The sequence below is a fragment of the Actinomadura luteofluorescens genome (assembly GCF_013409365.1).
Classification (GTDB): Bacteria; Actinomycetota; Actinomycetes; order Streptosporangiales; family Streptosporangiaceae; genus Spirillospora; species Spirillospora luteofluorescens.
In genome coordinates this window covers 2,311,701-2,336,661 of record NZ_JACCBA010000001.1, presented here as the reverse complement: position 1 = coordinate 2,336,661, position 24,961 = coordinate 2,311,701, and the positions used below count along the sequence as shown (strand labels likewise).

The 24,961-nt window shown below is 72.6% G+C and carries 20 protein-coding genes; 9 read left to right on the top strand and 11 right to left on the bottom strand.

The annotated features are described in order from the left end of the window. The first annotated feature begins 85 nt into the window (after positions 1-85). From hutH to BJY14_RS10665, 6 genes are read left to right on the top strand one after another with little or no spacing between them, the layout of a single operon-like run. Positions 86-1,630 (top strand): histidine ammonia-lyase, encoded by a 1,545-nt coding sequence (gene hutH, locus BJY14_RS10690; protein ID WP_179843462.1) that lies wholly within the window; start codon positions 86-88, stop codon positions 1,628-1,630. A gap of 11 nt (positions 1,631-1,641) precedes the next feature. Continuing rightward, positions 1,642-3,297 (top strand): urocanate hydratase, encoded by a 1,656-nt coding sequence (hutU, locus tag BJY14_RS10685; protein ID WP_179843461.1) that lies wholly within the window; start codon positions 1,642-1,644, stop codon positions 3,295-3,297. Then, on the top strand, positions 3,294-4,493 hold the full coding sequence (locus BJY14_RS10680; protein ID WP_179843460.1) for an allantoate amidohydrolase: 1,200 nt from the start codon (positions 3,294-3,296) through the stop codon (positions 4,491-4,493). Before hutU ends, BJY14_RS10680 begins: the two co-directional genes overlap by 4 nt. A gap of 10 nt (positions 4,494-4,503) precedes the next feature. Then, positions 4,504-5,880: a formimidoylglutamate deiminase gene (locus BJY14_RS10675; protein ID WP_179843459.1), complete on the top strand. Its 1,377-nt coding sequence runs from the start codon at positions 4,504-4,506 to the stop codon at positions 5,878-5,880. Next, positions 5,877-7,061: an imidazolonepropionase gene (gene hutI / locus BJY14_RS10670; RefSeq protein ID WP_179843458.1), complete on the top strand. Its 1,185-nt coding sequence runs from the start codon at positions 5,877-5,879 to the stop codon at positions 7,059-7,061. Before BJY14_RS10675 ends, hutI begins: the two co-directional genes overlap by 4 nt. A gap of 20 nt (positions 7,062-7,081) precedes the next feature. Continuing rightward, positions 7,082-7,618, top strand: coding sequence for a ferritin-like domain-containing protein (locus BJY14_RS10665; RefSeq protein ID WP_179843457.1), 537 nt, complete (start codon positions 7,082-7,084; stop codon positions 7,616-7,618). Positions 7,619-7,656: 38 nt separating this feature from the next. Here BJY14_RS10665 and BJY14_RS10660 read toward each other — a convergent pair whose 3' ends face one another. The 3 genes from BJY14_RS10660 to BJY14_RS10650 all read right to left on the bottom strand — a co-directional run bounded on the left by BJY14_RS10660 (position 7,657) and on the right by BJY14_RS10650 (position 10,426). Beyond that, positions 7,657-8,148, bottom strand: coding sequence for a flavin reductase family protein (locus tag BJY14_RS10660; RefSeq protein WP_179849291.1), 492 nt, complete (start codon positions 8,146-8,148; stop codon positions 7,657-7,659). Next, a complete protein-coding gene (sppA, locus tag BJY14_RS10655; protein ID WP_179843456.1) occupies positions 8,133-9,836 on the bottom strand; it encodes a signal peptide peptidase SppA in 1,704 nt (567 codons plus the stop codon). Before sppA ends, BJY14_RS10660 begins: the two co-directional genes overlap by 16 nt. Positions 9,837-9,925: 89 nt before the next feature. After that, the gene (locus BJY14_RS10650) at positions 9,926-10,426 is read right to left on the bottom strand and encodes a PaaI family thioesterase (RefSeq protein WP_312879132.1); all 501 of its coding nucleotides are present in this window, start codon (positions 10,424-10,426) and stop codon (positions 9,926-9,928) included. Between the two features lie 82 nt (positions 10,427-10,508). Here BJY14_RS10650 and BJY14_RS10645 point away from each other — a divergent pair, with 82 nt between their 5' ends. Continuing rightward, positions 10,509-11,366 carry an NUDIX domain-containing protein gene (locus BJY14_RS10645; protein ID WP_179843454.1) on the top strand — a complete coding sequence of 286 codons (858 nt, stop codon included), beginning with the start codon at positions 10,509-10,511 and terminating at the stop codon, positions 11,364-11,366. Positions 11,367-11,548: 182 nt separating this feature from the next. Here BJY14_RS10645 and BJY14_RS10640 read toward each other — a convergent pair whose 3' ends face one another. From BJY14_RS10640 to BJY14_RS10630, 3 genes are all read right to left on the bottom strand, one after another. Further along, complete coding sequence (locus tag BJY14_RS10640; RefSeq protein ID WP_179843453.1) at positions 11,549-11,899, bottom strand: ACT domain-containing protein; 351 nt, start codon at positions 11,897-11,899, stop codon at positions 11,549-11,551. 9 nt (positions 11,900-11,908) lie between these two features. Continuing rightward, a complete protein-coding gene (gene glgB / locus BJY14_RS10635) occupies positions 11,909-14,140 on the bottom strand; it encodes a 1,4-alpha-glucan branching protein GlgB (RefSeq protein WP_179843452.1) in 2,232 nt (743 codons plus the stop codon). Positions 14,141-14,473: 333 nt separating this feature from the next. Beyond that, positions 14,474-14,692: a hypothetical protein gene (locus BJY14_RS10630; RefSeq protein ID WP_179843451.1), complete on the bottom strand. Its 219-nt coding sequence runs from the start codon at positions 14,690-14,692 to the stop codon at positions 14,474-14,476. 214 nt (positions 14,693-14,906) lie between these two features. Between BJY14_RS10630 and BJY14_RS10625 the strand changes: the two genes are divergently transcribed. Further along, a complete protein-coding gene (locus BJY14_RS10625; RefSeq protein ID WP_312879130.1) occupies positions 14,907-15,674 on the top strand; it encodes a GntR family transcriptional regulator in 768 nt (255 codons plus the stop codon). 55 nt (positions 15,675-15,729) lie between these two features. Here BJY14_RS10625 and BJY14_RS10620 read toward each other — a convergent pair whose 3' ends face one another. The 3 genes from BJY14_RS10620 to BJY14_RS10610 are packed head-to-tail and all read right to left on the bottom strand — an operon-like array spanning position 15,730 to position 21,094. Continuing rightward, positions 15,730-17,229: a maltokinase N-terminal cap-like domain-containing protein gene (locus BJY14_RS10620; RefSeq protein ID WP_312879129.1), complete on the bottom strand. Its 1,500-nt coding sequence runs from the start codon at positions 17,227-17,229 to the stop codon at positions 15,730-15,732. Further along, entirely contained in the window at positions 17,226-19,019 is a 1,794-nt protein-coding gene (gene treS, locus BJY14_RS10615) for a maltose alpha-D-glucosyltransferase (RefSeq protein ID WP_312879128.1), read from the bottom strand. The genes BJY14_RS10620 and treS overlap by 4 nt, the downstream gene beginning before the upstream one ends. Positions 19,020-19,075: 56 nt before the next feature. Then, positions 19,076-21,094 carry an alpha-1,4-glucan--maltose-1-phosphate maltosyltransferase gene (locus BJY14_RS10610; protein ID WP_179843449.1) on the bottom strand — a complete coding sequence of 673 codons (2,019 nt, stop codon included), beginning with the start codon at positions 21,092-21,094 and terminating at the stop codon, positions 19,076-19,078. A 364-nt stretch (positions 21,095-21,458) separates the two neighbouring features. Between BJY14_RS10610 and glgP the strand changes: the two genes are divergently transcribed. Further along, positions 21,459-24,056, top strand: coding sequence for an alpha-glucan family phosphorylase (gene glgP, locus BJY14_RS10605; RefSeq protein WP_179843448.1), 2,598 nt, complete (start codon positions 21,459-21,461; stop codon positions 24,054-24,056). On the opposite strand, the gene BJY14_RS10600 is transcribed toward glgP, so the two are convergent. Together BJY14_RS10600 and BJY14_RS45060 are read right to left on the bottom strand one after the other, a co-directional pair. Beyond that, complete coding sequence (locus BJY14_RS10600) at positions 24,053-24,628, bottom strand: hypothetical protein (protein ID WP_179843447.1); 576 nt, start codon at positions 24,626-24,628, stop codon at positions 24,053-24,055. The genes glgP and BJY14_RS10600 overlap by 4 nt on opposite strands. Then, positions 24,625-24,882: a helix-turn-helix transcriptional regulator gene (locus BJY14_RS45060; RefSeq protein ID WP_312879783.1), complete on the bottom strand. Its 258-nt coding sequence runs from the start codon at positions 24,880-24,882 to the stop codon at positions 24,625-24,627. Before BJY14_RS45060 ends, BJY14_RS10600 begins: the two co-directional genes overlap by 4 nt. Positions 24,883-24,961: the final 79 nt, after the last annotated feature.

Here is a 24,961-nt window from a genome sequence, read left to right as displayed (position 1 = left end):
TTGTCTCGTATACGAGACACAGAGCGCCGTCCGGGGCTGGGGGTGCGGCCCCGGACGCGCTCCAATGGTGGGTATGGGTTTGGGTATGGGGGACGCAGGGGTCGAGGTCGGCCCGGAACCGCTGGCGTTCGAGCAGATCGTGGCGGTGGCGCGGGACGGTGCCAGGGTCGCGCTGACGGACGGGGCGCTGAAGCTGATCGGTGAGGCGCGGGCCCACATCGAGGAGCTGTCGGCGCGCCCGACGCCGGTCTACGGCGTCTCGACCGGCTTCGGGGCCCTCGCCACCCGGCACATCGCGCCCGAGCTCCGGGCGCAGCTCCAGCTGAACATCGTCCGGTCGCACGCGGCGGGGTCGGGGGCCGAGGTCGAGCGCGAGGTCGTCCGGGCGCTGATGCTGCTCCGGCTGCGGACGCTCGCCACCGGCCGGACCGGCGTCCAGCCCGTCACCGCCCGGACCCTGGCCGGGCTGCTCAACGCGGGCATCACCCCGCAGGTCTTCGAGTACGGGAGCCTCGGCTGCTCCGGCGACCTCGCGCCGCTCGCCCACGTGGCCCTCGCGCTGATCGGCGAGGGGTCGGTCCGGGACGCCGCCGGTGAGCTGAGGCCGGCGGCCGACGCTCTGCGGGACGCGGGGATCGCCCCGGTCACGCTCGGCGCCAAGGAGGGGCTCGCCCTGCTGAACGGCACGGACGGGATGCTCGGCATGCTCGTCCTGGCCATCAACGACCTGCGGAGGCTGCTCACCGCCGCCGACGTCGCCGCCGCGATGAGCGTCGAGGCGCTGCTCGGCACCGACCGCGTCTTCGCCGCCGACCTGCAGGACCTGCGGCCCCACCCCGGCCAGGCCGCGTCGGCCGCGAACCTGCGGGCGCTGCTGGCCGACTCGCAGATCATGGAGTCGCACCGGGGGCCCGACTGCACCCGCGTGCAGGACGCCTACTCGCTGCGCTGCGCCCCGCAGGTCAACGGCGCCGCCCGCGACACGCTCGCGCACGCCGAACTGGTCGCGGGACGGGAGCTGGCGTCCGCCGTGGACAACCCGGTCGTCCTGCCGGACGGGCGGGTCGAGTCGAACGGCAACTTCCACGGCGCTCCGGTCGCCTACGTGCTGGACTTCCTCGCCGTCCCGACGGCCGACGTCGCCTCGATGTCCGAGCGCCGCACCGACCGGATGCTGGACAGGGGGCGCTCCGCGGGGCTGCCCGCCTTCCTCGCCGACGACCCGGGCGTCGACTCCGGGCACATGATCGCCCAGTACACGCAGGCCGCGATCGTGTCGGAGCTGAAGCGCCTCGCCGTGCCCGCGAGCGCCGACTCGATCCCGAGCTCGGCCATGCAGGAGGACCACGTCTCGATGGGGTGGAGCGCGGCCCGCAAGCTGCGCCGCGCGGTGGACGGCCTCGCCCAGGTGGTCGCCGTCGAGATCCTCACCGCCGCGCGGGCGCTGGAACTGCGCACCCCGCTGCTTCCCGGCCCGGCCACCGCCGCCGTGGTCTCCAGGCTCCGCGAGGCCGTGCCGCCGCCCGGCCCGGACCGCTACCTCGCCCCCGAGATCGCCGCCGCGACCGCACTGGTCCGGGACGGCTCGCTCGTCGCCGCCGCCGAGGCCGTCACCGGCCCGCTCTCCTGAAGGAGTCCCAGATGTCCGGTCCCCGTCCCGTCCGCGCGCCGCGCGGCACCTCGCTGACCGCCGCCAAGGGGTGGCCGCAGGAGGCCGCCCTGCGCATGATCCAGAACAACCTCGATCCCGAGGTCGCCGAGCACCCGGACGAGCTGGTCGTCTACGGCGGGTCCGGGAAGGCGGCCCGGAACTGGGACGCCTTCGACGGCATCATCCGGTCGCTGTCCGACCTGGAGGGGGACGAGACGCTGCTCGTCCAGTCCGGCAAGCCGGTCGGGATCTTCCAGACGCACGAGTGGGCGCCGCGCGTGCTCATCGCGAACTCCAACCTCGTCCCGCAGTGGGGCACGTGGGAGGAGTTCCGCCGCCTGGAGTCGCTCGGCCTGACGATGTTCGGCCAGATGACCGCCGGATCGTGGATCTACATCGGGACGCAGGGGATCCTGCAGGGCACCTACGAGACGTTCGCCGCCGTCGCCGAGAAGCGGTTCGGCGGCACCCTCGCCGGGACGATCACGTTGACCGCCGGGCTCGGCGGGATGGGCGGCGCGCAGCCCCTCGCCGTCACGATGAACGGCGGCGTCGCGATCTGCGTCGAGTGCGACCCGTCCCGGATCGAGCGCCGGGTCGCGCACCGCTACTGCGACGTGCGGGCCGGTTCGCTGGACGAGGCGCTGCGGCTCGCCGAGGAGGCCAGGGCCGAGCGCCGGCCGCTGTCGATCGCGGTACCGGGCAACGCCGCCGACATCGTCCCGGAACTGCTGCGCCGCGGCGCCCCGATCGACATCGTCACCGACCAGACCAGCGCCCACGACCCGCTGGCGTACCTGCCGCAGGGCGTCGCTTTCGAGGACATGGCCGCCGAGCGCGACAAGGACCGCGACGGCTTCATCGCCAAGGCCCGCGCCTCCATGGCCGTCCACGTCGAGGCGATGGTCGGGTTCCAGGACGCGGGCGCCGAGGTGTTCGACTACGGCAACTCCATCCGGGGCGAGGCGCAGCTCGCCGGCTACGCGCGCGCCTTCGAGTTCCCCGGGTTCGTGCCCGCCTACATCCGGCCGCTGTTCTGCGAGGGCAAGGGGCCGTTCCGGTGGGCGGCGCTGTCGGGCGACCCGAAGGACATCGCCCGCACCGACCAGGCGATCCTCGACCTGTTCCCCGACAACGAGCCGCTGACCCGGTGGATCCGGATGGCGCAGGAGAAGGTCCACTTCCAGGGCCTGCCGTCGCGGATCTGCTGGCTCGGCTACGGCGAGCGCGACAGGGCGGGCGAGGTGTTCAACGACCTGGTGGCGCGCGGCGAGATCAGCGCGCCGATCGTGCTCGGCCGCGACCACCTCGACTGCGGCTCGGTCGCCAGCCCGTACCGGGAGACCGAGGGCATGAAGGACGGATCGGACGCGATCGCCGACTGGCCGCTGCTGAACGCGATGCTCAACACCTCCTCCGGCGCGACGTGGGTGTCCGTCCACCACGGCGGCGGGGTCGGCATCGGCCGCTCCATCCACGCCGGGCAGGTCTGCGTCGCCGACGGCACGGCCCTCGCGGGGGAGAAGCTCCGGCGCGTCCTGACCAACGACCCGGGCACCGGCGTCATGCGGCACGTCGACGCCGGCTACGAGCGGGCCGCCGAGGTCGCCGACGAGCGCGGCGTGCGCATCCCCATGCGGCCATGAGCTTCGAGGAGATGTGGGCGGAGCTGCTGCCGGTCGGGCGGGACGCGGTGACCGGCGGCTACCACCGGTTCGCGTGGACGCCGCCGGAGCTGGAGTGCCGCGCCTGGTTCGCGGACGAGGCGCGGCGCCGCGGCCTCGACCTCGAGCACGACCCCAACGGCAACATGATCGCCTGGTGGTACCCGGAGGACGGGTCCCGCACGGGCGCCGTCCTGACCGGCAGCCATCTCGACTCCGTGCCGGGCGGCGGAGCGTTCGACGGGCCGCTCGGCATCGTGTCGGCGTTCGCGGCGGTCGACCTGCTCCGCGAGCGCGGCGTCCGGCCGGCGCGGCCGATCGGGATCGGGGCGTTCGCCGAGGAGGAGGGCGCCCGGTTCGGGGTGGCGTGCCTCGGCTCCCGGCTGCTGGCCGGGGCGATCGACCCGGCCCGGGCGCGCGGGCTCACCGACGCCGGCGGGCACACGTTCGCCGAGGTCGTCCACAACGCCGGGCTCGACCCGCACGCGATCGGCCCGGACGAGGACCTGCTCGGCCGGATCGCCTGCTACGTCGAGCTCCACGTGGAGCAGGGCCGGTCGCTGGAGCAGCCGGTCGGCGTCGCGAGCGCGATCGTGCCGCACGGCCGGTGGCGGTTCGACTTCGCGGGCGAGGGCAACCACGCCGGGACGACCGGGCTGCCCGACCGGCGCGACCCGATGCTGCCGTTCGCGCACATGGTCATCGCCGCGCGGGAGGCCGCCGAGCGCAACGGGACCGTCGCCACGGTCGGGAAGGTCCGGGTCGAGCCGAACGGCGTCAACGCGATCCCGTCGGCGGTCACCGCCTGGCTGGACGCCCGCGGCCCCGCCGACGACGCCGTCCGCCGGACCGTGCTGGAGGTGGACGAGGCCGCGCGGGTCGCGGCGCGCCCGCACCGGGTGAGCGTCGACCTCGCCGAGGAGTCCTACACCGAGATCGTCGACTTCAACCTGGCGCTGCGCGACCGCGTCGGCGCGGCGCTCGGCGGCGTCCCCGTCCTGCCGACGGGCGCGGGCCACGACGCGGGCGTCCTGTCGGCGCGGCTGCCGACCGCGATGCTGTTCGTGCGGAACCCGACGGGGGTGTCGCACGCGCCGGAGGAGTTCGCCGAGCCGGCCGACCGCCTGGCCGGCGTCGAGGCCCTCGCCGCCGTACTGGACGACCTGGCGCGCGGGTAGGGGATCCGTCATGCAGTGGCATGCCCAGTTCGCCTGGCTAGGCGACGGCGTCGCGGCCGACGTGCTCATCGAGGCCGACGGCGAGCGGATCTCCGGCATCACCCCCCGCGTCCCGGCCCCGCCCGACGCCCGGCACCTGCCCGGCCTGACCCTGCCGGGCCTCGCCAACGCCCACTCCCACGCGTTCCACCGCGCGCTGCGCTCCCGCGTCCAGGCGCACTCCGGGACGTTCTGGACGTGGCGCGAGCAGATGTACCGGGTCGCCGACCGGCTCGACCCGGACTCCTACCGCGCGCTCGCGACCGCGGTGTTCGCCGAGATGGCCCTCGCGGGGATCAGCTGCGTCGGCGAGTTCCACTACCTGCACCACCGCCCGGGCGGCGCCCCCTACGGGGACCCGAACGCCATGGGCGAGGCGCTGATCGCCGCCGCGTCCGACGCGGGCATCCGCATCACCCTGCTCGACACCTGCTACCTGACCGGCGGCATCGGCCGGCCGCTCGCCGGGCCGCAGCTGCGGTTCGGGGACGGCACCGCCGGGAACTGGGCGCGGCGCGTCGACAGCCTGCACGAGCGGACCGGCAAGTCGGGGCGGTCCCACGCCCGCGTCGGCGCAGCGATCCACTCCGTCCGGGCCGTGCCGCGCGAGCAGCTGCACGCCGTCGCCTCGTGGGCGCGCGAGCACCGCGCGCCGCTGCACGTCCACCTGTCCGAGCAGCCCGCCGAGAACCGCGACTGCCTGGACGCCTACGGCATGACGCCGGCCCGCCTGCTGGCCGAGGCCGGGGCGCTCGGCGCGCTCACCACGGCCGTGCACGCGACGCACCTCACCGAGGAGGACATCGGCCTGCTCGGGACGACGATGACCGGCGTGTGCATGTGCCCGACCACCGAGCGGGACCTCGCCGACGGCATCGGCCCCGCCCGCGACCTGGCGGACGCGGGCTCCCCGATCTGCCTCGGCTCCGACCAGCACGCCGTCGTCGACCTGTTCGAGGAGGCCCGCGCGGTCGAGCTGCACGAGCGGCTCCGCACCCGCGCCCGCGGCCACTGGACGGCGGGGGAGCTGCTCACGGCGGCCACGTCCAACGGCCACTACGGGCTCGGCTGGCCCGAGGCGGGACGGCTGGAACCCGGCGCCTACGCCGACCTCGTCACCGTCGCCCTCGACTCGGTCCGCACCGCGGGCGCGGCCCCGGACCACGCCGCCGAGGCCGCCGTGTTCGCCGCCACCGCCGCCGACGTGCGGCACGTCGTCGTCTCCGGCCGCCAGATCGTCCGCGACGGCCGGCACCTGCTGGTCGAAGACGTCCCCGCCGCGCTGGCCCGCTCCATCGCCGCCGTCACCACCGGCCCGTCCCCGCCCCGTGAGATCCTGCGCCGATGAGCACGGTCATCACCAACATCGGAGAGCTGGTCACCAACGATCCCGCCGTATCCACTCACCGGGGCGGCGGCCTGGCCGTCGTCCGCGACGCCGCGCTGGTGATCGAGGACGGCGCGGTCGCGTGGACGGGCCCGTCCTCGCGCGCCCCCGCCGCCGACGAGTCCTTCGACGCCGGCGGGCGGGCGGTGCTGCCCGGCTTCGTGGACTCCCACGCCCACCTCGTCTTCGCCGGTGAGCGCGCCGAGGAGTTCGCCGCCCGGATGAGCGGCGAGAAGTACGCCGCGGGCGGCATCCGCACGACCGTCGAGCGCACCCGCGCCGCGTCCGACGACGAGCTGCGCGCCAACGTGCGCCGCCTCGTGCACGAGATGGCCCGGCAGGGCGTCACGACGGTGGAGTGCAAGTCCGGCTACGGCCTCACGGTCGACCAGGAGGCGCGCGCCGTCCGCATCGCCGCCGAGTACGCCGACGAGGTCACCTACCTGGGCGCCCACGTCGTCCCGGCCGAGTACGCGGGCGACGCCGCCGGGTACGCCCGCCTCGCCGCCACCGACATGCTCGCCGCCTGCGCCCCGCACGCCCGCTGGGTGGACGTCTTCTGCGAGGAGGGCGCCTTCGACGCCGACCAGGCCCGGGAGGTCCTCACCGCGGGCGTCAAGGCGGGCCTGGCGCCGCGCCTGCACGCCAACCAGCTCACCCAGGGGCCCGCCGTGCGGCTCGCGGTCGAGCTGGAGGCCGCGTCCGCCGACCACTGCACGTTCCTCGGCGACGCCGACGTGGACGCGCTGGCCTCGTCCCGGACGGTCGCGACGCTCCTGCCCGGCGTCGAGTTCTCCACCCGCCAGCCCTACCCGGACGCCCGCCGCCTCCTGGACGCCGGAGCCACCGTCGCCCTCGCGACCGACTGCAACCCCGGGTCCTGCTACAGCTCCAGCATGGCGTTCTGCATCGCCGTGGCCGTCCGCGACATGCGCATGACGCCCGCCGAGGCCGTCTGGGCGGCCACCGCGGGCGGTGCCCGCGCCCTGCGCCGCACCGACGTGGGGCACCTCGCGCCCGGCGCCCGCGCCGACGTCCACGTCCTGGACGCCCCGTCCTACATCCACCTCGCATACCGGCCGGGCGTACCCCTGACACACGCCGTGTGGAAGCACGGGCGCCGGGTAAAGGGCCTCCTGTAGTCGACTGTGGAGGCCCCTAGATGGCGGAGTTCCTGACGGACATCAAGACCCTGCGCGAGCGTGCTCGGCAGGAGATCGACAAAGGCCCGATCACCGAGGCGTACGGCGCGGACGTCGAGCGCGTGATCCAGGTCTGCAACGAGGCCCTGGCCACGGAGATCGTGTGCGTGCTGCGGTACAAGCGGCACTACTACACGGCCACCGGCATCCACGCCGAGACCGTCGCGAGCGAGTTCCTCCAGCACGCGGCCGAGGAGCAGCAGCACGCCGACATGCTGGCCGAGCGGATCGTCCAGCTCGGCGGCGAGCCCGACTTCTCGCCCGACACCCTCACCACCCGCGCGCACGCCGAGTACAACTCCAGCCTCGACCTCGTGGAGATGCTCAAGGAGGACCTGGTGGCGGAGCGGATCGCCATCGCGTCCTACACCGAGATCATCCAGTGGCTCGGCGACGGCGACCCGACCACCAAGCGCGTCTTCGAGCAGATCCTCGCGCAGGAGGAGGAGCACGCCGACGACCTGCGCGGCTTCCTGGAGCGCTTCCCGAAGTCCTAGGGCCTGTAGCGAAGTGGGCCGGGGCTTTGAAACACAGCCTAGGCGGTCAGGTAGCGCCGGGCGGCCCTCACGAGGGGGGCTCGCCCGGCGCTGACGTAGTCGGTCGAGACGACCTCGGCGACGAAGAGGGTGTGGTCGCCCGCCTCGACCGTCCGGCGGGTCTCGCACTCCAGCGCCGAGACGCCCGCGTCGGGGACGAGGGCGCCGGAGTGCTCGCCCCGGTGGTGGGGCTCGCTCGCCAGCAGGATGCGGGCGCCCGGCCGTCCCTCGGCGGCGAACCGCCCGGCCAGGGCGCGCTGGGACGCGGACAGGATCGTCGCGGCCCAGTGCGGGCGCCGTAGCAGCACCTCGGTGAGGTAGGACGAGGACGCCACGCTCGCCAGCACCATCGGGGGATCCAGCGACACCGACATGAACGAGGTGATCGTGGTGCCGAGGTCGTCGCGGCCGTCGCGGACGGTCAGCACGACCACGCCGGTGGCGAAGCCCGCGACGGCCTCGACGAAGTCGGCGCTCAGCGGATCTCCCAGGAGCCGGGCAGCGTGAGCGGGCCCGCGGAGGGCAGACCGAGGCGCGCGGCGAGCCCGCCGAGCGAGCCCCACCCGTCGAAGCGCGCGGACGCGGCGGTGCGGTCCTCGCTGGACTCCGGCGGGCGCAGCCGCTCCAGCGGCGAGGTGTGCGGGTAGATCCGGACCGGCGCGTCGGAGGCCATCCCCGCCCTCTTGCGGGCGATGTCCAGGGCCAGGTCGATGCCGCCGAGCTCGTCGACGAGGCCGCGCTCGCGCGCGTCCGCGCCCGTCCAGACCCGGCCCCGGGCCAGCTCGTGGACCCGCTCGCGGGACAGGTCGCGGCCCTCGGCGACCTTCGCGGTGAAGTCGTCGTAGATCTTGTCGAGGGAGGCGTTGACGCGCTCCCACTCGGAGTCGCTGAAGTCCTTGGTGGCGCTGAACATGCGGGCGTGGTCGCCGTCGGCGACCGAGCCGAGGCCGACCCCGACCCGCTCCAGCAGGTCGTTCACCACGGCCTTGCCGACCACGACGCCGATCGAGCCGGTGATGGTCCCGGGCTGCGCGACGATCCTGTCGGCCGCCATCGCGACGTAGTAGCCGCCGGACGCGGCCACGTTGCCCATCGAGACGATCACGGGCTTGCCGGCGCGGCGGGCGAGCACGACCTCGCGCCAGATCGAGTCGGAGGCGACGGCGGAGCCGCCCGGGGAGTTGACGCGGAACACGATCGCCTTGACCCGGTCGTCCTTCACGGCGGCGCGGAACGCGGCCCCGATCGTGTCCGAGCCCATCGCGGGCCCGGAGTTCGGGAGCGGGCCGCCGCGGCCGCTGCGGCCGAGCCGGATCGGGCCCTGCCCGTTGATGAACGCCACGACGTCCTGCCTGCCGGGCTGCGGGAGGCGGTCGGCCAGGCCGTGCGCGCGGTTGTAGCGCGAGACGTAGCGCAGCTGCGCCTCCTCGCCGAACTCCTCGCGCAGGGCGCCGTAGATCTCGTCGCGGTAGGCGAGGCCGTCGACCAGGCCCGCCTCCAGCGCCTCGGCGGCCAGCAGCGGGCCGCGGTCGGTGAGCTCGCGGACCTTCTCCTCCGCCAGGCCGCGGGAGGCGGCGATCCCGGCGGTGATCTGCTCGCCGAGCGAGGTGACGAGGCGCTGCGACGACTCCTCGTGCTCGGGCGTGTAGGTCTTCTCCATGAACGTGTTCGCCATGGTCTTGTACTCGTAGCGCTTGGCGAACCGCGGCCGGACGCCGGCCTTCTCCAGCGCGCCGGCGAAGAACGGCTCTTCGAGCGCGACGCCGGTGAGCCCGACCTCGCCGGTGGGCTGCAGGTAGACCTTGTCGAATCCGGTGGCCAGGTAGAACGGGACGGTGCCGCGGCCTCCCTCGCCGAACGTCTCGGCCCAGGCGACGGTGTGCTTGCCCGCGTCCCGCAGCCCCTGCACGGCCTCGCGCAGCTCCTGGGCGAGGGCCAGCCCTACGGTGCCGCTGACCTTCACGACGAGGGCGCGCACCCGGCTGTCGGAGCGGGCGCGGCGCAGCCCGTCCAGGACGTCCCGCAGGCCCGGCCGCCGCATGGCCAGCAGCGCCGAGAGGGGGTCGGCCGGCGCGGTCTCGACGATGCCCTCGGTGAGGTCGAGTTCGAGGATCAGCGGGGCCGTCCGCCGGTCGCGGGCCTGTTTGATCACGTTGACGACTGTGCCGGGATCCACCATGGCCCCAGCCTATGCGTTCGCCGGGCGCCGCTCCCGCGCCCCCGGCCGGGCCCCCGGCCGGGCCGCGGGCCGCGCCGGGCGGGGACGGGTCAGCGCGCGAACGCCTTGTTGGGGACCACGCTGGCCGACGCCTGCGCGACCGGGCGGCCGCGACCGTCGGCGACCACCGCGTTGGAGACCATGCGGGTGCCGCCGGGGTGCACGCACGTCCCGGTCACGGTGTACGTCTCGCCCGCCCGGACGCCGCGCAGGTAGTCGACGTTCAGGTTGAGCGTGAGCATCGGCATGAAGTGCTCGCAGGTGCTGCTCGCCGCGAGGCAGACCGCGTTGTCGAGGATCATCGCGATGTAGCCGCCGTGCACGGTGCCGCCGGGGTTGCAGAGCCGCTCGCCCGGCGTCCACGCGATCTCGATCCGGCCCGGTTCGGCGGAGGCGATGGCCTGCCCGATGTAGTCGTTGATGTCGGAGATCTGCGGGAACCGTTCGTCCGCCATCGCCTGGATCAGCTCGGCGCCCGACAGGGTGTTCCACAGATCGGCCGCCTCCCGATGGGGGGTCGCCTCGACGCTCAACTCGCTCTCCCTGATCACGGTGACCTCCGAATGGTATTCGGCGAGGCGGGTGAGGGCACTGTGCCCTTGGTCACGGGTCCGCGGCGCTATCGTCGGACGCATGGGAGACGGCGACGGCTGGGCAAGCTGCGGCCTGGGGCACACGCACTGGGGGCGGTTCGGCGCCGCGGGCCTTCTGGCCTACCACCGCGACTCCTCCGGCCAGGTGTGGGTGCTGCTCCAGCAGCGCGCGTGGTGGGGGCTCGGCGGCGGGACGTGGGGCATGTTCGGCGGCGCCTTGCACAGCCACGAGGACGTCGTCACCGGCGCGCTGCGCGAGACGTCCGAGGAATGCACGCTCGACACCGGCACGGTCAGCGTCCACGGCACGATCGTCGAGGACCACGGCGGCTGGTCCTACACCTCCATCGTGGGTTCGCTGTCCGAACGCGCGCCGGTGCTGCCCGCGTCGCGGGAGACGCGCGGAGCCGAATGGGTGCGCGAGGAGGAGGTCACCGACCGCAAGCTGTTCGAGCCGTTCGCCCGGTGCTGGCCCCGCGTGCGCGACGCGATGCAGCAGCTCGTCCTCGTCGTGGACGCCGCGAACGTCGTGGGCGCCCGCGCCGACGGCTGGTGGAAGGACAGGGCGGGCGCGAACGCGCGGCTCCGCGACGACCTGAAACGCCTGGACGGCGGCGTGCACGGCCTGCCGAGCGGACTGTTCCCCTATGACCGCTGCTTCCCGGAGGTCGTCCTCGTCGTCGAGGGCGCGGCGCGGAGCGTCGCCGACGAGCCGGTCGACGGCCTGCGCGTCGTGGCCGCGCCCGGAAGCGGCGACGACACGATCGTCGACCTCGTCCGGCAGGGCGACCCCGGCAAGGCCCACCTGGTGGTCACGGCCGACCGGGAGCTGCGCGCCCGCTGCGAGGAGGCGGGCGCCGCCATCACCGGCCCCCGCTGGCTACTCGAACGCCTTTAGGCTGTGTTTTCACAGTCCCGGCCCACTTCGCTCGCCTGGCGGCTCGCTACGTGACCGTGCCTGGGCGAACGCGGCATCGCTTCGCGATCTGCCCGGTTCCGCTCGCCACCGGCCTCGCTCCACCGGCCAGGTCACGCGTTCGCGCAGACGGCCGAGGCCACTTCGAGTCAGGCTGTGAGTCCCTAGTTCTCGACGCGGTGGCCGGCGTCGCGCAGGGCCTCCGCCGCCTCCTTCGACCGGTGCTCCGGGACGAGGACGAGGTCGGAGTGGTACGTCGAGGCGACGAAGACGGGCACGCCGGATTCGGCCAGCGGTCCCACGATCGCGGCGAGGACGCCGGGCGTGTCGAGGCCGTGGCCCGCGTCGCCGTAGAAGCCGACCCAGCGTTCCGTCTCGGCGAACGGTGAGGCGTCCCGGATCACGGTGAGGCCCTCGGGGGCGCGGATGAGCGCGACCCACTCGTCGTCCTCCGGGAACGTCGCGTGCGGGAGGTGCTCCACCATGAACTGACCGGGGACGATGTGCAGGCGCATCCCGTCACCCTATTCAGGGACGAGCCACACCGCCCCCAGGGGCGGAACCCGCAACTCCGCGGACGCGGGCAGCCCGTGCCACGGCACCGGTTCAGCCTCGACCCGGCCGAGGTTGCCGACGCCGCTGCCGCCGTACTCGTAGGCGTCGGTGTTGACGAGTTCGCGCCAGCGGCCCGTGTGCGGCAGGCCCACCCGGTAGTTCTCGTGCGGATTCCCGGCGAAGTTGACGACGCACGCCAGGACGGGCGGTTCGCCGCCGTCCGGGGCCGTCCCGTAGCGCAGGTAGGACAGGGTGTTGCCGCCCGCGTCGTTGCCGTCGATCCAGCGGAACCCCTCCTCGTCGCTGTCGCGCGTCCACAGCGCGGGCTCGCCCTGGTAGGCGTGGTTCAGGTCGCGTACGAGCTTCTGCAGCCCGAGGTGGTCGGCCCCCTCGGCGGCGTTGTCGAGCAGCCACCAGTCCAGCGGGCGCTCCTCCGCCCATTCGGCGCCCTGCCCGAACTCCTGCCCCATGAACAGCAACTGCTTGCCGGGATGCGACCACATGTAGGCGAGCAGCGCCCGCAGCCCGGCGAACTGCTGCCAGGAGTCGCCCGGCATCTTGCTCAGCAGCGAGCCCTTGCCGTGGACGACCTCGTCGTGCGACAGCGGCAGGACGTAGTTCTCCGAGAACGCGTACACCAGCGAGAACGTGATCTCGTTGTGGTGGTAGTGCCGGAACACCGGCTCGTGGCGCAGGTATTCGAGCGTGTCGTGCATCCAGCCCATGTTCCACTTGAACCCGAAGCCGAGCCCGCCGAGATGGGTCGGACGCGACACCCCGGGCCACGCCGTCGACTCCTCCGCGATCGTCACGATGCCGGGGTTGCGCTTGTAGACCGTCGCGTTCATCTCCTGGAGGAAGGAGATGGCCTCCAGGTTCTCCCGCCCGCCGTAGATGTTGGGCGTCCACTCGCCCTCGTTGCGCGAGTAGTCGAGGTACAGCATCGAGGCGACGGCGTCCACGCGCAGCCCGTCGATGTGGAACTCCTCCAGCCAGAACGACGCGTTCGCCACCAGGAAGTTGCGGACCTCCGCGCGGCCGAAGTTGAACACGAGCGTCCCCCAGTCGGGGTGCTCGCCGCGCTTCGGATCGTCGTGCTCGTAGAGGGCGGTGCCGTCGAACCGGGCCAGGGCCCACTCGTCCTTGGGGAAGTGGGCGGGCACCCAGTCCATGAGGACGCCGATACCGGCCTGGTGGAGGCGGTCGATGAGGTACCGGAAGTCGTCGGGGTCGCCGAACCGCGCGGTGGGCGCGTAGTACGACGTCACCTGGTAGCCCCAGGACGGGCCGTACGGGTGCTCGGTGACCGGCAGCAGTTCCACGTGCGTGAAGCCCATGTCGCTGACGTACTGCGTCAGTTCCTCGGCCAGTTCCCTGTAGCCGAGCCCGGGCCGCCAGGACCCGAGGTGCACCTCGTAGGCGCTCATGGGTTCGTGCAGCCAGTCGTGCTCCTTGCGCGAGTCCATCCACGCGCCGTCCTCCCACTCGTAGGAGGAGGTGAAGACGCGGGACGCCGTCGCGGGCGGACACTCGGTGGCCTGCGCCATCGGGTCGGCCTTGGCGCGCCACACGCCGTCCGCGCCGAGGATCTCGTACTTGTAGCGCGTCCCGTCGCCGACGCCCGGGACGAACAGTTCCCAGACGCCGGTGGAGCCGAGCGACCGCATCGGGTACGCGCGGCCGTCCCAGTGGTTGAAGTCGCCGACCACCCGCACGCCCCGCGCCGTCGGCGCCCACACCGCGAAGGCCGTCCCGGAGACGGCGCCGAGCGCGGAGGCGTAGGAGCGGACGCGGGCGCCGAGCGCGCGCCACAGCTCCTCGTGCCGTCCCTCGCCGATGAGGTGCAGGTCGAGCTCGCCGAGCGTCGGCAGGTGCCGGTAGGGGTCGTCCTGGATCGTCTCGATCCCGTCCCCGTAGGTGACGGCGAGCCGGTAGTCGGGGACGGCGAGGGGCGCCCGGTCCCGCTCGGTGCCCGCGAGCGACGTCCCGGCGGGCAGCGTCCCGGCGAACAGCCCCTGGTGGAAGTGCCGGAGCGGATGCCGGTCACCGCTGGGCAGGACGACCTCGACCTTCTCGGCGAGCGGGCGCAACGCCCGCACCGTCACCCCGTCCCGGCCGGGATGCGCCCCGAGGACGCCGTGCGGATCATGGTGGTCGCCGCCGACGAGTCGATCGATCTCCGCGCGCGTCACCCGTGCCATGGCGTCATGGCCTCCCGTCAAAGAGCCGTTTACCCCATGAGGTTGCCCCGAGATCCGGCGCTCTCACATGACGGGCCGACCTGTTTTCGCGCGCGGAGCGTTCCGGTGCGGGTGTTGCGGCCGCACGGCCGGCACGACTCTTCGTCGTGGGGTCGCGTCGAATGTGCCGTCCGTGCGGCCACGTCTACCTCGCCCCAGGGGTGACCCCGACCCCACCGCCCTGGGCTCCATTCCTGTGTCACCTCAGCGACACAGGTACCTTCCGTACCGGAATGTCCCAGCCCGGCCCGCCCCCGCACGCGGACCGGGCCGCCCCGGCTCCCCTGCCTCCCGTCACCGGTCTCCGGACTCCCCTCGCGTCTGGTCGAGCAGCGTCCGCCGGAGCCCCTCCGAGTCGTCCGCGGCCACCGTCATCGCACATCCCGCCTGGAGTTGGGCGTCGGTGAGGTCGCCGCTGCGCGTCGCGTACCAGCGCCCCGCGTCGCTGCGCCACACCTGCCAACCCGGAAACTCGCCCTCGATGGCCGCCTTCAGATCCTCGAAGTCGCCCATCAAGGTCGTCCCTTCCCCGAGGCCGCGCTTCTGTATACAAAAGTCTTACTCGGCCTGAGAGGTGTCAAGCTGTCCGTAAGCGGACCGTGCCCCCGCGGATAGCGCCTGGAAGGTATGGATGACTGGAGGGACGAGCAGGATCGAACGCGGCATCGAATGCTGTTCGAACGTTGCCGCGGGCCGGAGGCCGGGGGGCGCGCCCGAGGAGAGGGAGGTGACGCCGGTGCCGGACCGTCCCGCCTACCTGCGCATCGCCGACACCCTGCGAGAAGGGATCCGGGACGGCAGCCTCCCACCGGGGACGCGGCTGCCGACCCTCGCCGAACTGTGCGACCGCCACGGCGTCTCGGAGATCGTCGTGCGGCAGGCCGTCGGGCTGCTGCGCGGCGAGGGCCTGGTGGAGACCCGCCGCGGCGGCGGCACGCTCGTCCGCGTCGTCCCGCCGGCCCGGCGCGTGGCGATGGACCGCTACCGCGCGGTGACCGGGCCGGCGGCGTCCCCGCAGACCACGTTCACCCGCGACCAGAAGATCACCTGGGAGGACTACCGGCTGGAGCGGGAGTTCTCCCGCGTCCGGGCCGACGACGACCTCGGCGCGCTGTTCGAGCTGCCGTCCGGCACCGAACTGCTGCGCCGCAGGTTCGTCTTCTACGCCCGCGAGGAGCCGCAGCAGATCTCCGTCAACTACCTGCCGTGGGACGTGGTCGGCGAGACTCCCGTCGCGGACCCGGCCCGCGAGCCCTGGCCCGGCGGGACGCTCGCGCAGCTGGCCTACCTCGGGCACCCGCCGATCCGGGTCGAGGAGGCCGTCCGGTCCCGGATGCCGACGCCCGAGGAGGCCGAGACCCTGAACATGACGGGCGGGGTACCGGTGCTCGGCATCACCCGCCGCATGCTGTCGCGCGCGGGCGTCATGGAGGTCTGCCGCGAGATCGTGCTGCCCGCCGACCGGGTCGTCCTCGACTACGCCATCGACCTGTGAGGCGGCCGGTGGAGGCGCGGCCGGTGGAGGGGAGGCCGGCGCGGTCCCCGCCCGGTCAGCCCGCGAGCCGGGCGAGGGACCGCAGCGGGACGGGCAGCCAGGACGGCCGGTTGCGCGCCTCGTAGCGGATCTCGTAGACGGCCTTGTCGAACTCGAACGCCCGCACCAGCGTCGCGTACGCCGCGGGGTCGGGCCCGCCCGCGGCCGCGTAGCCGGCGCAGAACGCCGCCCGGTTCCGTTCGGCCCACGCCTGGGCGCGCAGCTCCAGCGCGTCCGCCGCCTGCGGCGGGAGGTCGCCCTCCCGCGCCAGCAGGAACCGCGCCGCGTACTCGAACGAGCGGAGCATCCCGGCGACGTCGCGCAGCGGGTGCGCGGGCGCCCGGCGTTCGGCGGGCGTGCGTGCCGGTTCGCCCTCGAAGTCCAGCAGCGTCCACCCCGAGTCGGTGCGCAGGACCTGGCCGAGGTGGTAGTCGCCGTGCACGCGCTGGAACGGCAGCGGGGCGGCCTCGGCGGCGACCCGGTCGAACACCTCGCGGATCGCGGGCGCGTAGGGGCGCAGCTGCGGGACGGCGGCGCTGACCTGGTCGAGCTGCTCGTGCATCGCGAAGACGATCCTGCGGACCAGCTCGGGCGGCGCCTGGGTCACGCCGAACGCGGCGGCGAGGTCGCGGTGCACCTCGGCGGTGGCCGCGCCGAGCCGTTCGGCCTCGGCGGCGAAGTCGCCGCCGGCGGCCCCGGCGTCCTCGGCGGTGAACGCGGGCGCCGTCCCCGGCGTTGTGGGCTGGGCGAACCAGTCGCGGACGCTCGTGAGCGCGAGCTGCCAGCCGTCCGTCGCGGTGAGCAGGAACTCCGACAGCAGCGCGAGCGTGACCGGCTCGTCCCCGCTGGAGCCCGCACCGCTCGAAGGACCGTTCGCGGAGGGGCGGCCGGCGGTCGCCAGCGTGCCCGGTTCCAGCTCGATCCAGCCGTGCACGCTCGGCACGTGCTCGCAGCCCCGCCGCGACAGAGCGAGATTGACCTCCAGGTCGGGGCTGACGCCGGGGGACAGGCGGCGGAACAGCTTGCAGATGTAGGCGTCGCCGAAGATCAGCGAGGTGTTGCTCTGCTCGCCCTGGATCGGCGCGCCGTCCAGGTCCGTCCGGATGCCGGTGCCGGGCGCGCGGCGGAACGCCAGCGGCCCGACCGTCCGCTCCTCCGCCATGAGCTCCAGCAGCGGGCGCGTCAGCTCCGCGTCGTGCGCGGCGTCGTAGACGTACCCGGTGATGCCCTGCTCCAGGTCCTCCAGCCGCCCGATCACGACCGGCGCCAGATGCTCGGGCAGGTCGCGGCGGACGCCGAGGAGGAGCTGGTAGTGGTCGGTGGTGTCGTCCTGGCGGACGTCGAGGACGAGGTGGTGCAGGGCGGGGTCGCCGGGGCGGAGTTCGGTGGCGGTGCCGATGGTGAGGTCGTGGATGGGACCGTCCTTGCCGCCGAACCACCGCTGCTGGGGCAGCCAGCCTGCCAGGAGCCGGACGAGCGAGGTTCCGGTCGGCGGATCGGACGGCGCCACGGTCACATCACTCCCTCTCCCGGCTCCTGCTCGTCCGGCGGCGGCGGGAGCAGGAACCAGTAGAAGCCGTGCCCGGGAAGGGTCAGCAGGTAGGGCAGGTCGCCGATGGCGGGGAACTGCACGCCGCCCATGCACTCGATCGGGTACGAGCCCCGGAAACGCCGCAGGTCCAGTTCCACGGGCTGGGGGAACCGGGACAGGTTGTTCACGCACAGGACCGTGTTCGCGCCGCCCCACTGGTTGGCGTCCCCGCCGTTGATCTCGCGGGTGAAGGCGAGGACGGAGGGGTTGGAGGCGGACAATTCGACGTAGGAGCCGACGCCGAAGACGGGGTGGCGCTGGCGGATTTCGATCATTTTGCGGGTCCAGTGGAGCAGGGAGCCGGGGTTGTTGGTCTGGGCCTCGACGTTGACGGCTTGGTAGCCGTAGATGGGGTCCATGATGACGGGCAGGTAGAGGCGTGCGGGGTCGCAGGTGGAGAATCCGGCGTTGCGGTCGGGGGTCCATTGCATGGGGGTTCTGACGGCGTCGCGGTCGCCGAGCCAGATGTTGTCGCCCATGCCGATTTCGTCGCCGTAGTACAGGACGGGGGAGCCTGGGAGGGAGAGCAGGAGTGCGGTGAAGAGTTCGAGTTGGTTGCGGTCGTTGTCCAGGAGGGGGGCCAGGCGGCGGCGGATGCCGATGTTGGCTTTCATGCGGGGGTCTTTGGCGTATTCGGTGTACATGTAGTCGCGTTCTTCGTCGGTGACCATCTCCAGGGTGAGTTCGTCGTGGTTGCGTAGGAAGATGCCCCATTGGCAGTTGTCGGGGATCTTGGGGGTCTGGGCCATGATCTCGGAGATGGGGTAGCGCTGTTCGCGGCGCACGGCCATGAAGATGCGGGGCATGACGGGGAAGTGGAAGGCCATGTGGCATTCGTCGCCGCCGGCGGCGGGGTCGCCGAAGTACTCCACGACGTCGGCGGGCCATTGGTTGGCTTCGGCGAGCAGGACGCGGTCGGGGTAGAGGCGGTCGACTTCGGCGCGGACGCGTTTGAGGTAGGCGTGGGTTTCGGGGAGGTTCTCGCAGTTGGTGCCTTCGCGGGCGTACAGGTAGGGGACGGCGTCCAGGCGGAAGCCGTCGATGCCCAGGTCGAGCCAGAACCGCAGGTTCTCCAGCATGGCGTCCTGGACGTCGGGGTTGTCGTAGTTGAGGTCGGGCTGGTGGGTGAAGAAGCGGTGCCAGTAGTACTGGCCGCGGACGGGGTCGTAGGTCCAGTTGGAGGACTCGGTGTCGACGAAGATGATGCGGGCGTCGGGGTAGCCGGTGTCGTCGTCGGCCCACATGTAGAAGTCGCCGAAGGGCCCGTCCGGATCGGTGCGCGATGCCTGGAACCAGGGGTGCTGGTCGGAGGTGTGGTTCATCACCAGATCCGCGATCACCCGGATGCCCCGGGCGTGCGCCTGCTCGATCAGCTCGACGAAGTCCCCGAGCTCCCCGAAGTCGGGCAGGATCTTCGTGTACTCGGCGATGTCGTAGCCGCCGTCTTTCAGAGGCGATTGATAGATCGGCAGCAGCCATAGGCAGTCGATGCCGAGCCATTGCAGATGGTCCAGCTTGGAGATCAGCCCGCGCAGGTCGCCGTAACCGTCGTTGTTGGAATCGGCGAAGCCCCGGACCGACACCTCGTAGAACACCGCGGTCTTGAACCAGTGCGGGTCACGCGGAGTTTCCGGGTCGAACGCGTCCGGGACGGGTTCGGACGTCGCCGGAAGGGCGTCCGGCGGTATCTCGGTGAGGGGTTCTTCCCAGGGCACCGCGCCAGGAGGGGCTTCCGGCGGGCCGGCCGGGGACTGGGGCTCGTGGGGTCCGCTCAACTCTCGCTGCTCCCGAACGTCAGGACATGTGCGGGTCGGACCTGGGGATCGAGGTGGACGTAGTTCGATCCGCGCCAGGTGTAGGTGGTGCCGTCGAGTTGGTCGGTGACGGTGTGGGGTTGGTCGGGGTCGTCGGGGAGGCCGAGGGCGGGCAGGTCGAGGTGGACGGTGGCTTCGCGGGGTTGGTGGGGGTTGAGGTTGATGATGGTGAGGACGGTGTCGTGGAGGTGGCGTTTGGAGAAGGCGAGGAGTTCGGGTTGGTCGATGTGGTGGAAGTGCAGGTTGGTGAGTTGTTGGAGGGCGGGGTGGGTGTTGCGGAGTGTGTTGAGGGTGGTGATGAGGGGGGCGATGGTGGTGTCGGTGCGGTCGGCGGTTTCCCAGTCGCGGGGGCGGTACTGGTATTTCTCTGAGTCGCGGTATTCCTCGCTGCCGGGGCGTTGGGGGGTGTTCTCGCAGAGTTCGTAGCCGGAGTAGATGCCCCATGTGGGGGAGAGGAGGGCGGCGAGGATGGCGCGGATTTCGAAGGCGGGGCGGCCGCCGTGCTGGAGGTATTCGTTGAGGATGTCGGGGGTGTTGGTGAAGAAGTTGGGGCGCATGTAGGTGGCGGCGGGGCCGGTGAGTTCGGCCATGTATTCGGTGAGTTCCTGGGCGTTGTTGCGCCAGGTGAAGTAGGTGTAGGACTGGTGGAATCCGATTTTGGCGAGGGTGTGCATCATGGCGGGGCGGGTGAAGGCCTCGGCGAGGAACAGGACGTCGGGGTGGGTGGTGTGGATGTCGGCCAGGAGTCGTTCCCAGAATGCGACGGGTTTGGTGTGGGGGTTGTCGACTCTGAAGATGGTGACGCCGTGGTCGGTCCAGTGGTGGATGAGGTTCTTGACGGCGGTGTAGAGGCCGTCGGGGTCGTTGTCGAAGTTGAGGGGGTAGATGTCCTGGTATTTCTTGGGCGGGTTCTCGGCGTAGGCGATGGTGCCGTCGGCGCGGGTGGTGAACCATTCGGGGTGGTCGCGGACCCAGGGGTGGTCGGGGGAGCATTGCAGGGCGAGGTCGAGGGCGATTTCCAGGCCGCAGTCGCCGGCGTGGGCGACGAAGGCGTCGAAGTCGTCCAGGGTGCCCAGGTCAGGGTGGACGGCGTCGTGGCCGCCGTCGGGTGATCCGATGGCCCAGGGTGATCCGGGGTCGTAGGGGCCGGCGTCCAGGGTGTTGTTGGGGCCTTTGCGGTGGGTGGTGCCGATGGGGTGGACGGGTGGGAGGTAGACCACGTCGAAGCCCATGTCGGCGATCGCGGGGAGGCGTTTCATCGCGGTGCGGAAGGTGCCCGAGGTCGGGCCGCGGCGTCCCAGGGGGTCGAAGGCGGCGCCCTCGGAGCGGGGGAAGAACTCGTACCAGGCCCCGAACAGCGCCCGCTGCCGGTGCACCACCAGCGGGTACCAGTCACTGACCGTCAGCAGATCCCGCAACGGATGCCGTTCCAGGACGTCCTCGACGTCGGGATCGGCCACGGCCTCCATCCGGTCGGCGACCGGCACGGTCTCGTCCCCGAGGCGCTTGGCCAGCCGCTCCACGGTCGGGCGGTCCTTGCCCGGGACGGCCTCGGCCGCGCGCGCGAACAGCCGCGCCCCCTCGGCGAGCATGAGCTCGACGTCCTGACCTCGCGGAACCTTGATCTCGGCGTCGTGGCGCCAGTGCGCGATCGGATCGCCCCAGGCCTCCACCCGGAACGACCACGACCCCATCTCCGTCGGCGTCACCAGAGCCGACCACCGGTCCAGCCCCGCCCCGACCTCGCTCATCCGCTGCGGCGCCAGCTCCTCGCCCTCCGGCGTCCGCAGCACCACCGCCGCGCCCAGCCGCTCGTGCCCCTCCCGGAACACCGTCGCCGACACCTCGACCGTCTGACCCACGACGGCCTTCGCCGGCCACCGGCCGCACCCCACCACCGGTTCGACGTTGACGATCGGAATGCGGCCAAGCCTCGGAATGCCGGGCATGCTGGACGTTCCGGACTCGACGTGCATGTGCCACACCTACCCTCTCGAGAGATCCAAAACGTCCATGCCCGGAACCCGCCGACTACCGCCGAGTAGCCCGGGTGATTTTCCGCGTTCGACCGAGGACGCGCGGTGGCGTGCGGTGGTGTGCGGCCCCGCCCATGGCCGACCCCGGCCGCCCCGCGCGGGTCTCGGGAAGGTCGAGTTTGGGCAAACGGTCGGCCGCGACGCGGAGGCCCGCCCAGGTGACGACCGCCTGGGACGGGACGAGAGCCCTTGTGGGGAAGGGGCTCCGGGGATTCGAGCCACCGCGGGGCCGACCGGTCCGCGAGGTGACGGTGTGGTCCCCGCCGTCGCGCCCATGCCCCCGGAGCGCATAGCGTGACGTTGCGTGAAGGCAATCCGACGTTTCACGGTACGCACCGTCCTTCCCGAGCCTCTCCGGCAGTTGGAAGAGCTGGTCCTCAACCTGCGCTGGTCGTGGCACCACGAGACGCTCGACCTCTTCCGCGACGTGGACCCGGCGCTCTGGAAGGCCGTCCACCACGATCCGGTCCGGCTGCTCGGCGAGGTCGCCCCCGAGCGGCTCGCGCGGCTGGCGGAGGACCGGCGCTTCCTGCGGCGCCTCCAGGACACCGCCGAGGACCTGCAGGAGTACCTCACGGCTCCGCGCTGGTACCAGTCGCGGCCGGGGGACTCGCCGGTGAGCATCGCCTACTTCTCACCCGAGTACGGGATCACCGCCGCGCTGCCGCAGTACTCCGGGGGCCTCGGCATCCTCGCGGGCGATCACCTGAAGACCGCCAGCGACCTCGGCGTCCCCATCCTCGGGGTCGGCCTCCTCTACCGGCACGGCTACTTCTCCCAGTCGCTGTCGCCGGACGGCTGGCAGCTGGAGCGCTACCCCCCGATCGACCCCAACGGCCTGCCCCTCACCCTCCTGCGCGAGCGGGACGGGACGCCGGTGCGCGTCGTCATCGGCCTGCCCAAGGGCGGCGGCCTGCACGCGCAGGTGTGGATCGCGCGGGTCGGCCGCGTCCCGCAGCTGCTCCTCGACTCCGACGTCGAGGAGAACGACCAGGCCGCCCGCGACGTCACCGACCGGCTGTACGGGGGCGGCGGCGACCACCGCCTCCTCCAGGAGATGCTGCTCGGCATCGGCGGCGTGCGGGCCATCCGCGCGTACTGCCGCATCACCGGCCACCCGGCGCCGGAGGTGTTCCACACCAACGAGGGCCACGCCGGGTTCCTCGGCCTGGAGCGCATCCGCGAGCTGGCCAAGGAGGAGGGCCTGACCTTCGACGAGGCGCTGGAGGCGGTCCGGGCGGGCACGGTCTTCACCACCCACACGCCCGTCCCGGCCGGCATCGACCGGTTCCCCCGCGAGCTGATCGCCCGCTACTTCGGCGGCGCGAACGAGGAGGAGCAGGTCCCCGTCGACCGGATCCTCGCGCTCGGCGCCGAGGACTACCCCGGCGGCGACCGCACCGTGTTCAACATGGCCGTGATGGGGATGCGGCTCGCGCAGCGCGTGAACGGCGTCAGCCGCCTGCACGGCGAGGTCAGCCGGGAGATGTTCGGCGGGCTGTGGGGCGGGTTCGACACCGCCGAGGTCCCCGTCGGGTCGATCACCAACGGCGTGCACGCGGGGACCTGGGTCGCGCGCGAGGTGCTGGAGTTCACCGCCCGGGAGCTGCCGTCGGTGATGGAGTCCGGGCGCGGCTGGGAGGCGGTGCGCGACGTCCCCGAGCCGGAGGTCTGGCGGATGCGGAACCTGCTGCGCCGCCGCCTCGTGACGGACGCGCGCCGCCGCCTCCGCGAGTCGTGGCGCCAGCGCGGCGCCAGCGAGGCCGAGACCTCCTGGATCGACGACGCCCTCGACCCCGACGTCCTGACGATCGGGTTCGCGCGGCGCGTCCCGTCCTACAAGCGGCTCACGCTGATGATGAGCGACCCGGACCGGCTCCGCGCGATCCTGCTGGACCCCGACCGGCCCGTGCAGATCGTCATTGCCGGGAAGGCGCACCCGGCCGACGAGGGCGGCAAGCGGCTCATCCAGGAGATCGTCCGCTTCACCGGCTCCGAGGACGTCCGGCACCGGATCGTGTTCCTGCCCGACTACGACATGGCGCTCGGGCAGCTCATGGTCCAGGGCTGCGACGTGTGGATGAACAACCCGCTGCGCCCGCTGGAGGCGTGCGGCACGTCCGGGATGAAGGCCGCGCTGAACGGCGGGCTGAACCTGTCGATCCGCGACGGCTGGTGGGACGAGTGGTACGACGGCCAGAACGGCTGGGCGATCCCCTCCGCCGACGGCCTCGCCGCCCCCGACAGGCGCGACGAGCTGGAGGCCGCCGCCCTGTACGAGCTGATCGAGGACCACGTGTCCGTCACGTTCTACGACCGGGACTCGGCCGGGATGCCGCGCCGCTGGCTGGAGATGGTCAAGCACACCATCGCCACCCTCGGCCCGAAGGTCCTCGCGTCCCGGATGCTCCGCGACTACGTCGACGACCTGTACACCCCGGCCGCCGTGTCGGAGCGCTCCATGGTCGCCGACAAGTTCGCGGGCGCCCGCGAGCTCGCCGGCTGGAAGCGGCAGGTCCGCTCGGCCTGGTCGCGGGTCGCCGTCGAGCACATCGAGTCCACCGGGGAGGAGAGCCCGCAGGTCGGCGCGCGGCTGCCGGTCCGCGTCGTGGTGGACCTCGACGGGCTCGCCCCGCAGGACGTCGCCGTCGAGGTCGCCTACGGCCGGGTGGACGACGCGGACGCGCTCGTCGACCCGTCCTACCTGGAGCTGGAGGACGGCGGCCCGGCGGAGAGCGGGCGGCGCCGCTACACCGGCGAGGTGCCGCTCGGGCGCAGTGGCGCGTTCGGCTACAGCGTGCGGGTGGTGCCGAGCCACCCGCTGCTGTCGGGACGGGCCGAGATGGGCCTCGTCGCGCTGCCGCCCGCGCCGCAGGGCATGACGAACGGCGACCTGCGCTAGCCGTCCTCCCCCTCGTCGTCGGCGGGCGGCGGATCGGGCGTCTGCCAGGCCGCGACGACGAGGGGGAGCAGCGTGTGCGTCGCCAGCAGCGCGAACAGGATCAGGAAGAGCGCGGCGCCGGGGATCCGCGACTCGCGGCCGTCCCGGTCGGCGACCATCGTCGCCACCAGCACCGCGAAGATCACGACCGTGGTGGCCTGGTGCGACGTCGCGAACGCGCGGAGCCGCGCCGCGAGCTGCCGCTCGTCCAGCTCCCGCTCCCGCCGGGAGGTCAGGCCCCGGGTCATCGCGATCAGCTGGCCGGCCAGCGGCATCCCGGCCACCACCAGCACGCCGAGGATCACGAAGTTGACGATCATCGCGGTGTCGCTCGGGGCCAGCGCCCAGGACACCGCGGCGTCCACCCAGAACAGGCCCAGCATGGCCGCGCCCGCCCCCGCCAGCACCCGGCGGGGGCGGCGGCGCGCGTAGCGGGCGGGCATCCGCCGCTCCAGTTCCTCGTCGAGCCTGGCGAAACGGTCCGCGCGCTTGCGGCGGGACCGCTCCAGCCATCCGTCGGTACGGTTCGTCATGGTGTGTCTCCGATTCTCGGGAACGGCTTGAGGGAGAAGACGACCTCGACCGGCACCTCGAAGTACTCGGCGATGCGCAGGGCGAGGTGCAGGCTGGGGCTGTACTCGCCCCGTTCCAGGTAGCCGACCGTCTGGTAGTGCACCCCCAGCGCGGTGGCGAGGTCGCGCCGCGAGACACCGCGCTCCGCCCTCAGCACCGGGATCCGGTTGTAGACGGTCTCCTTCTCGGCGGACGCCGGGTCGGCCTTGCGGATCACGGCCCGCGCCCTTCGAGGGTCCCGCTCACGCGCACCTCCTGTATCTGTCCTTGGACGTAACGCAGCATGGATGCAT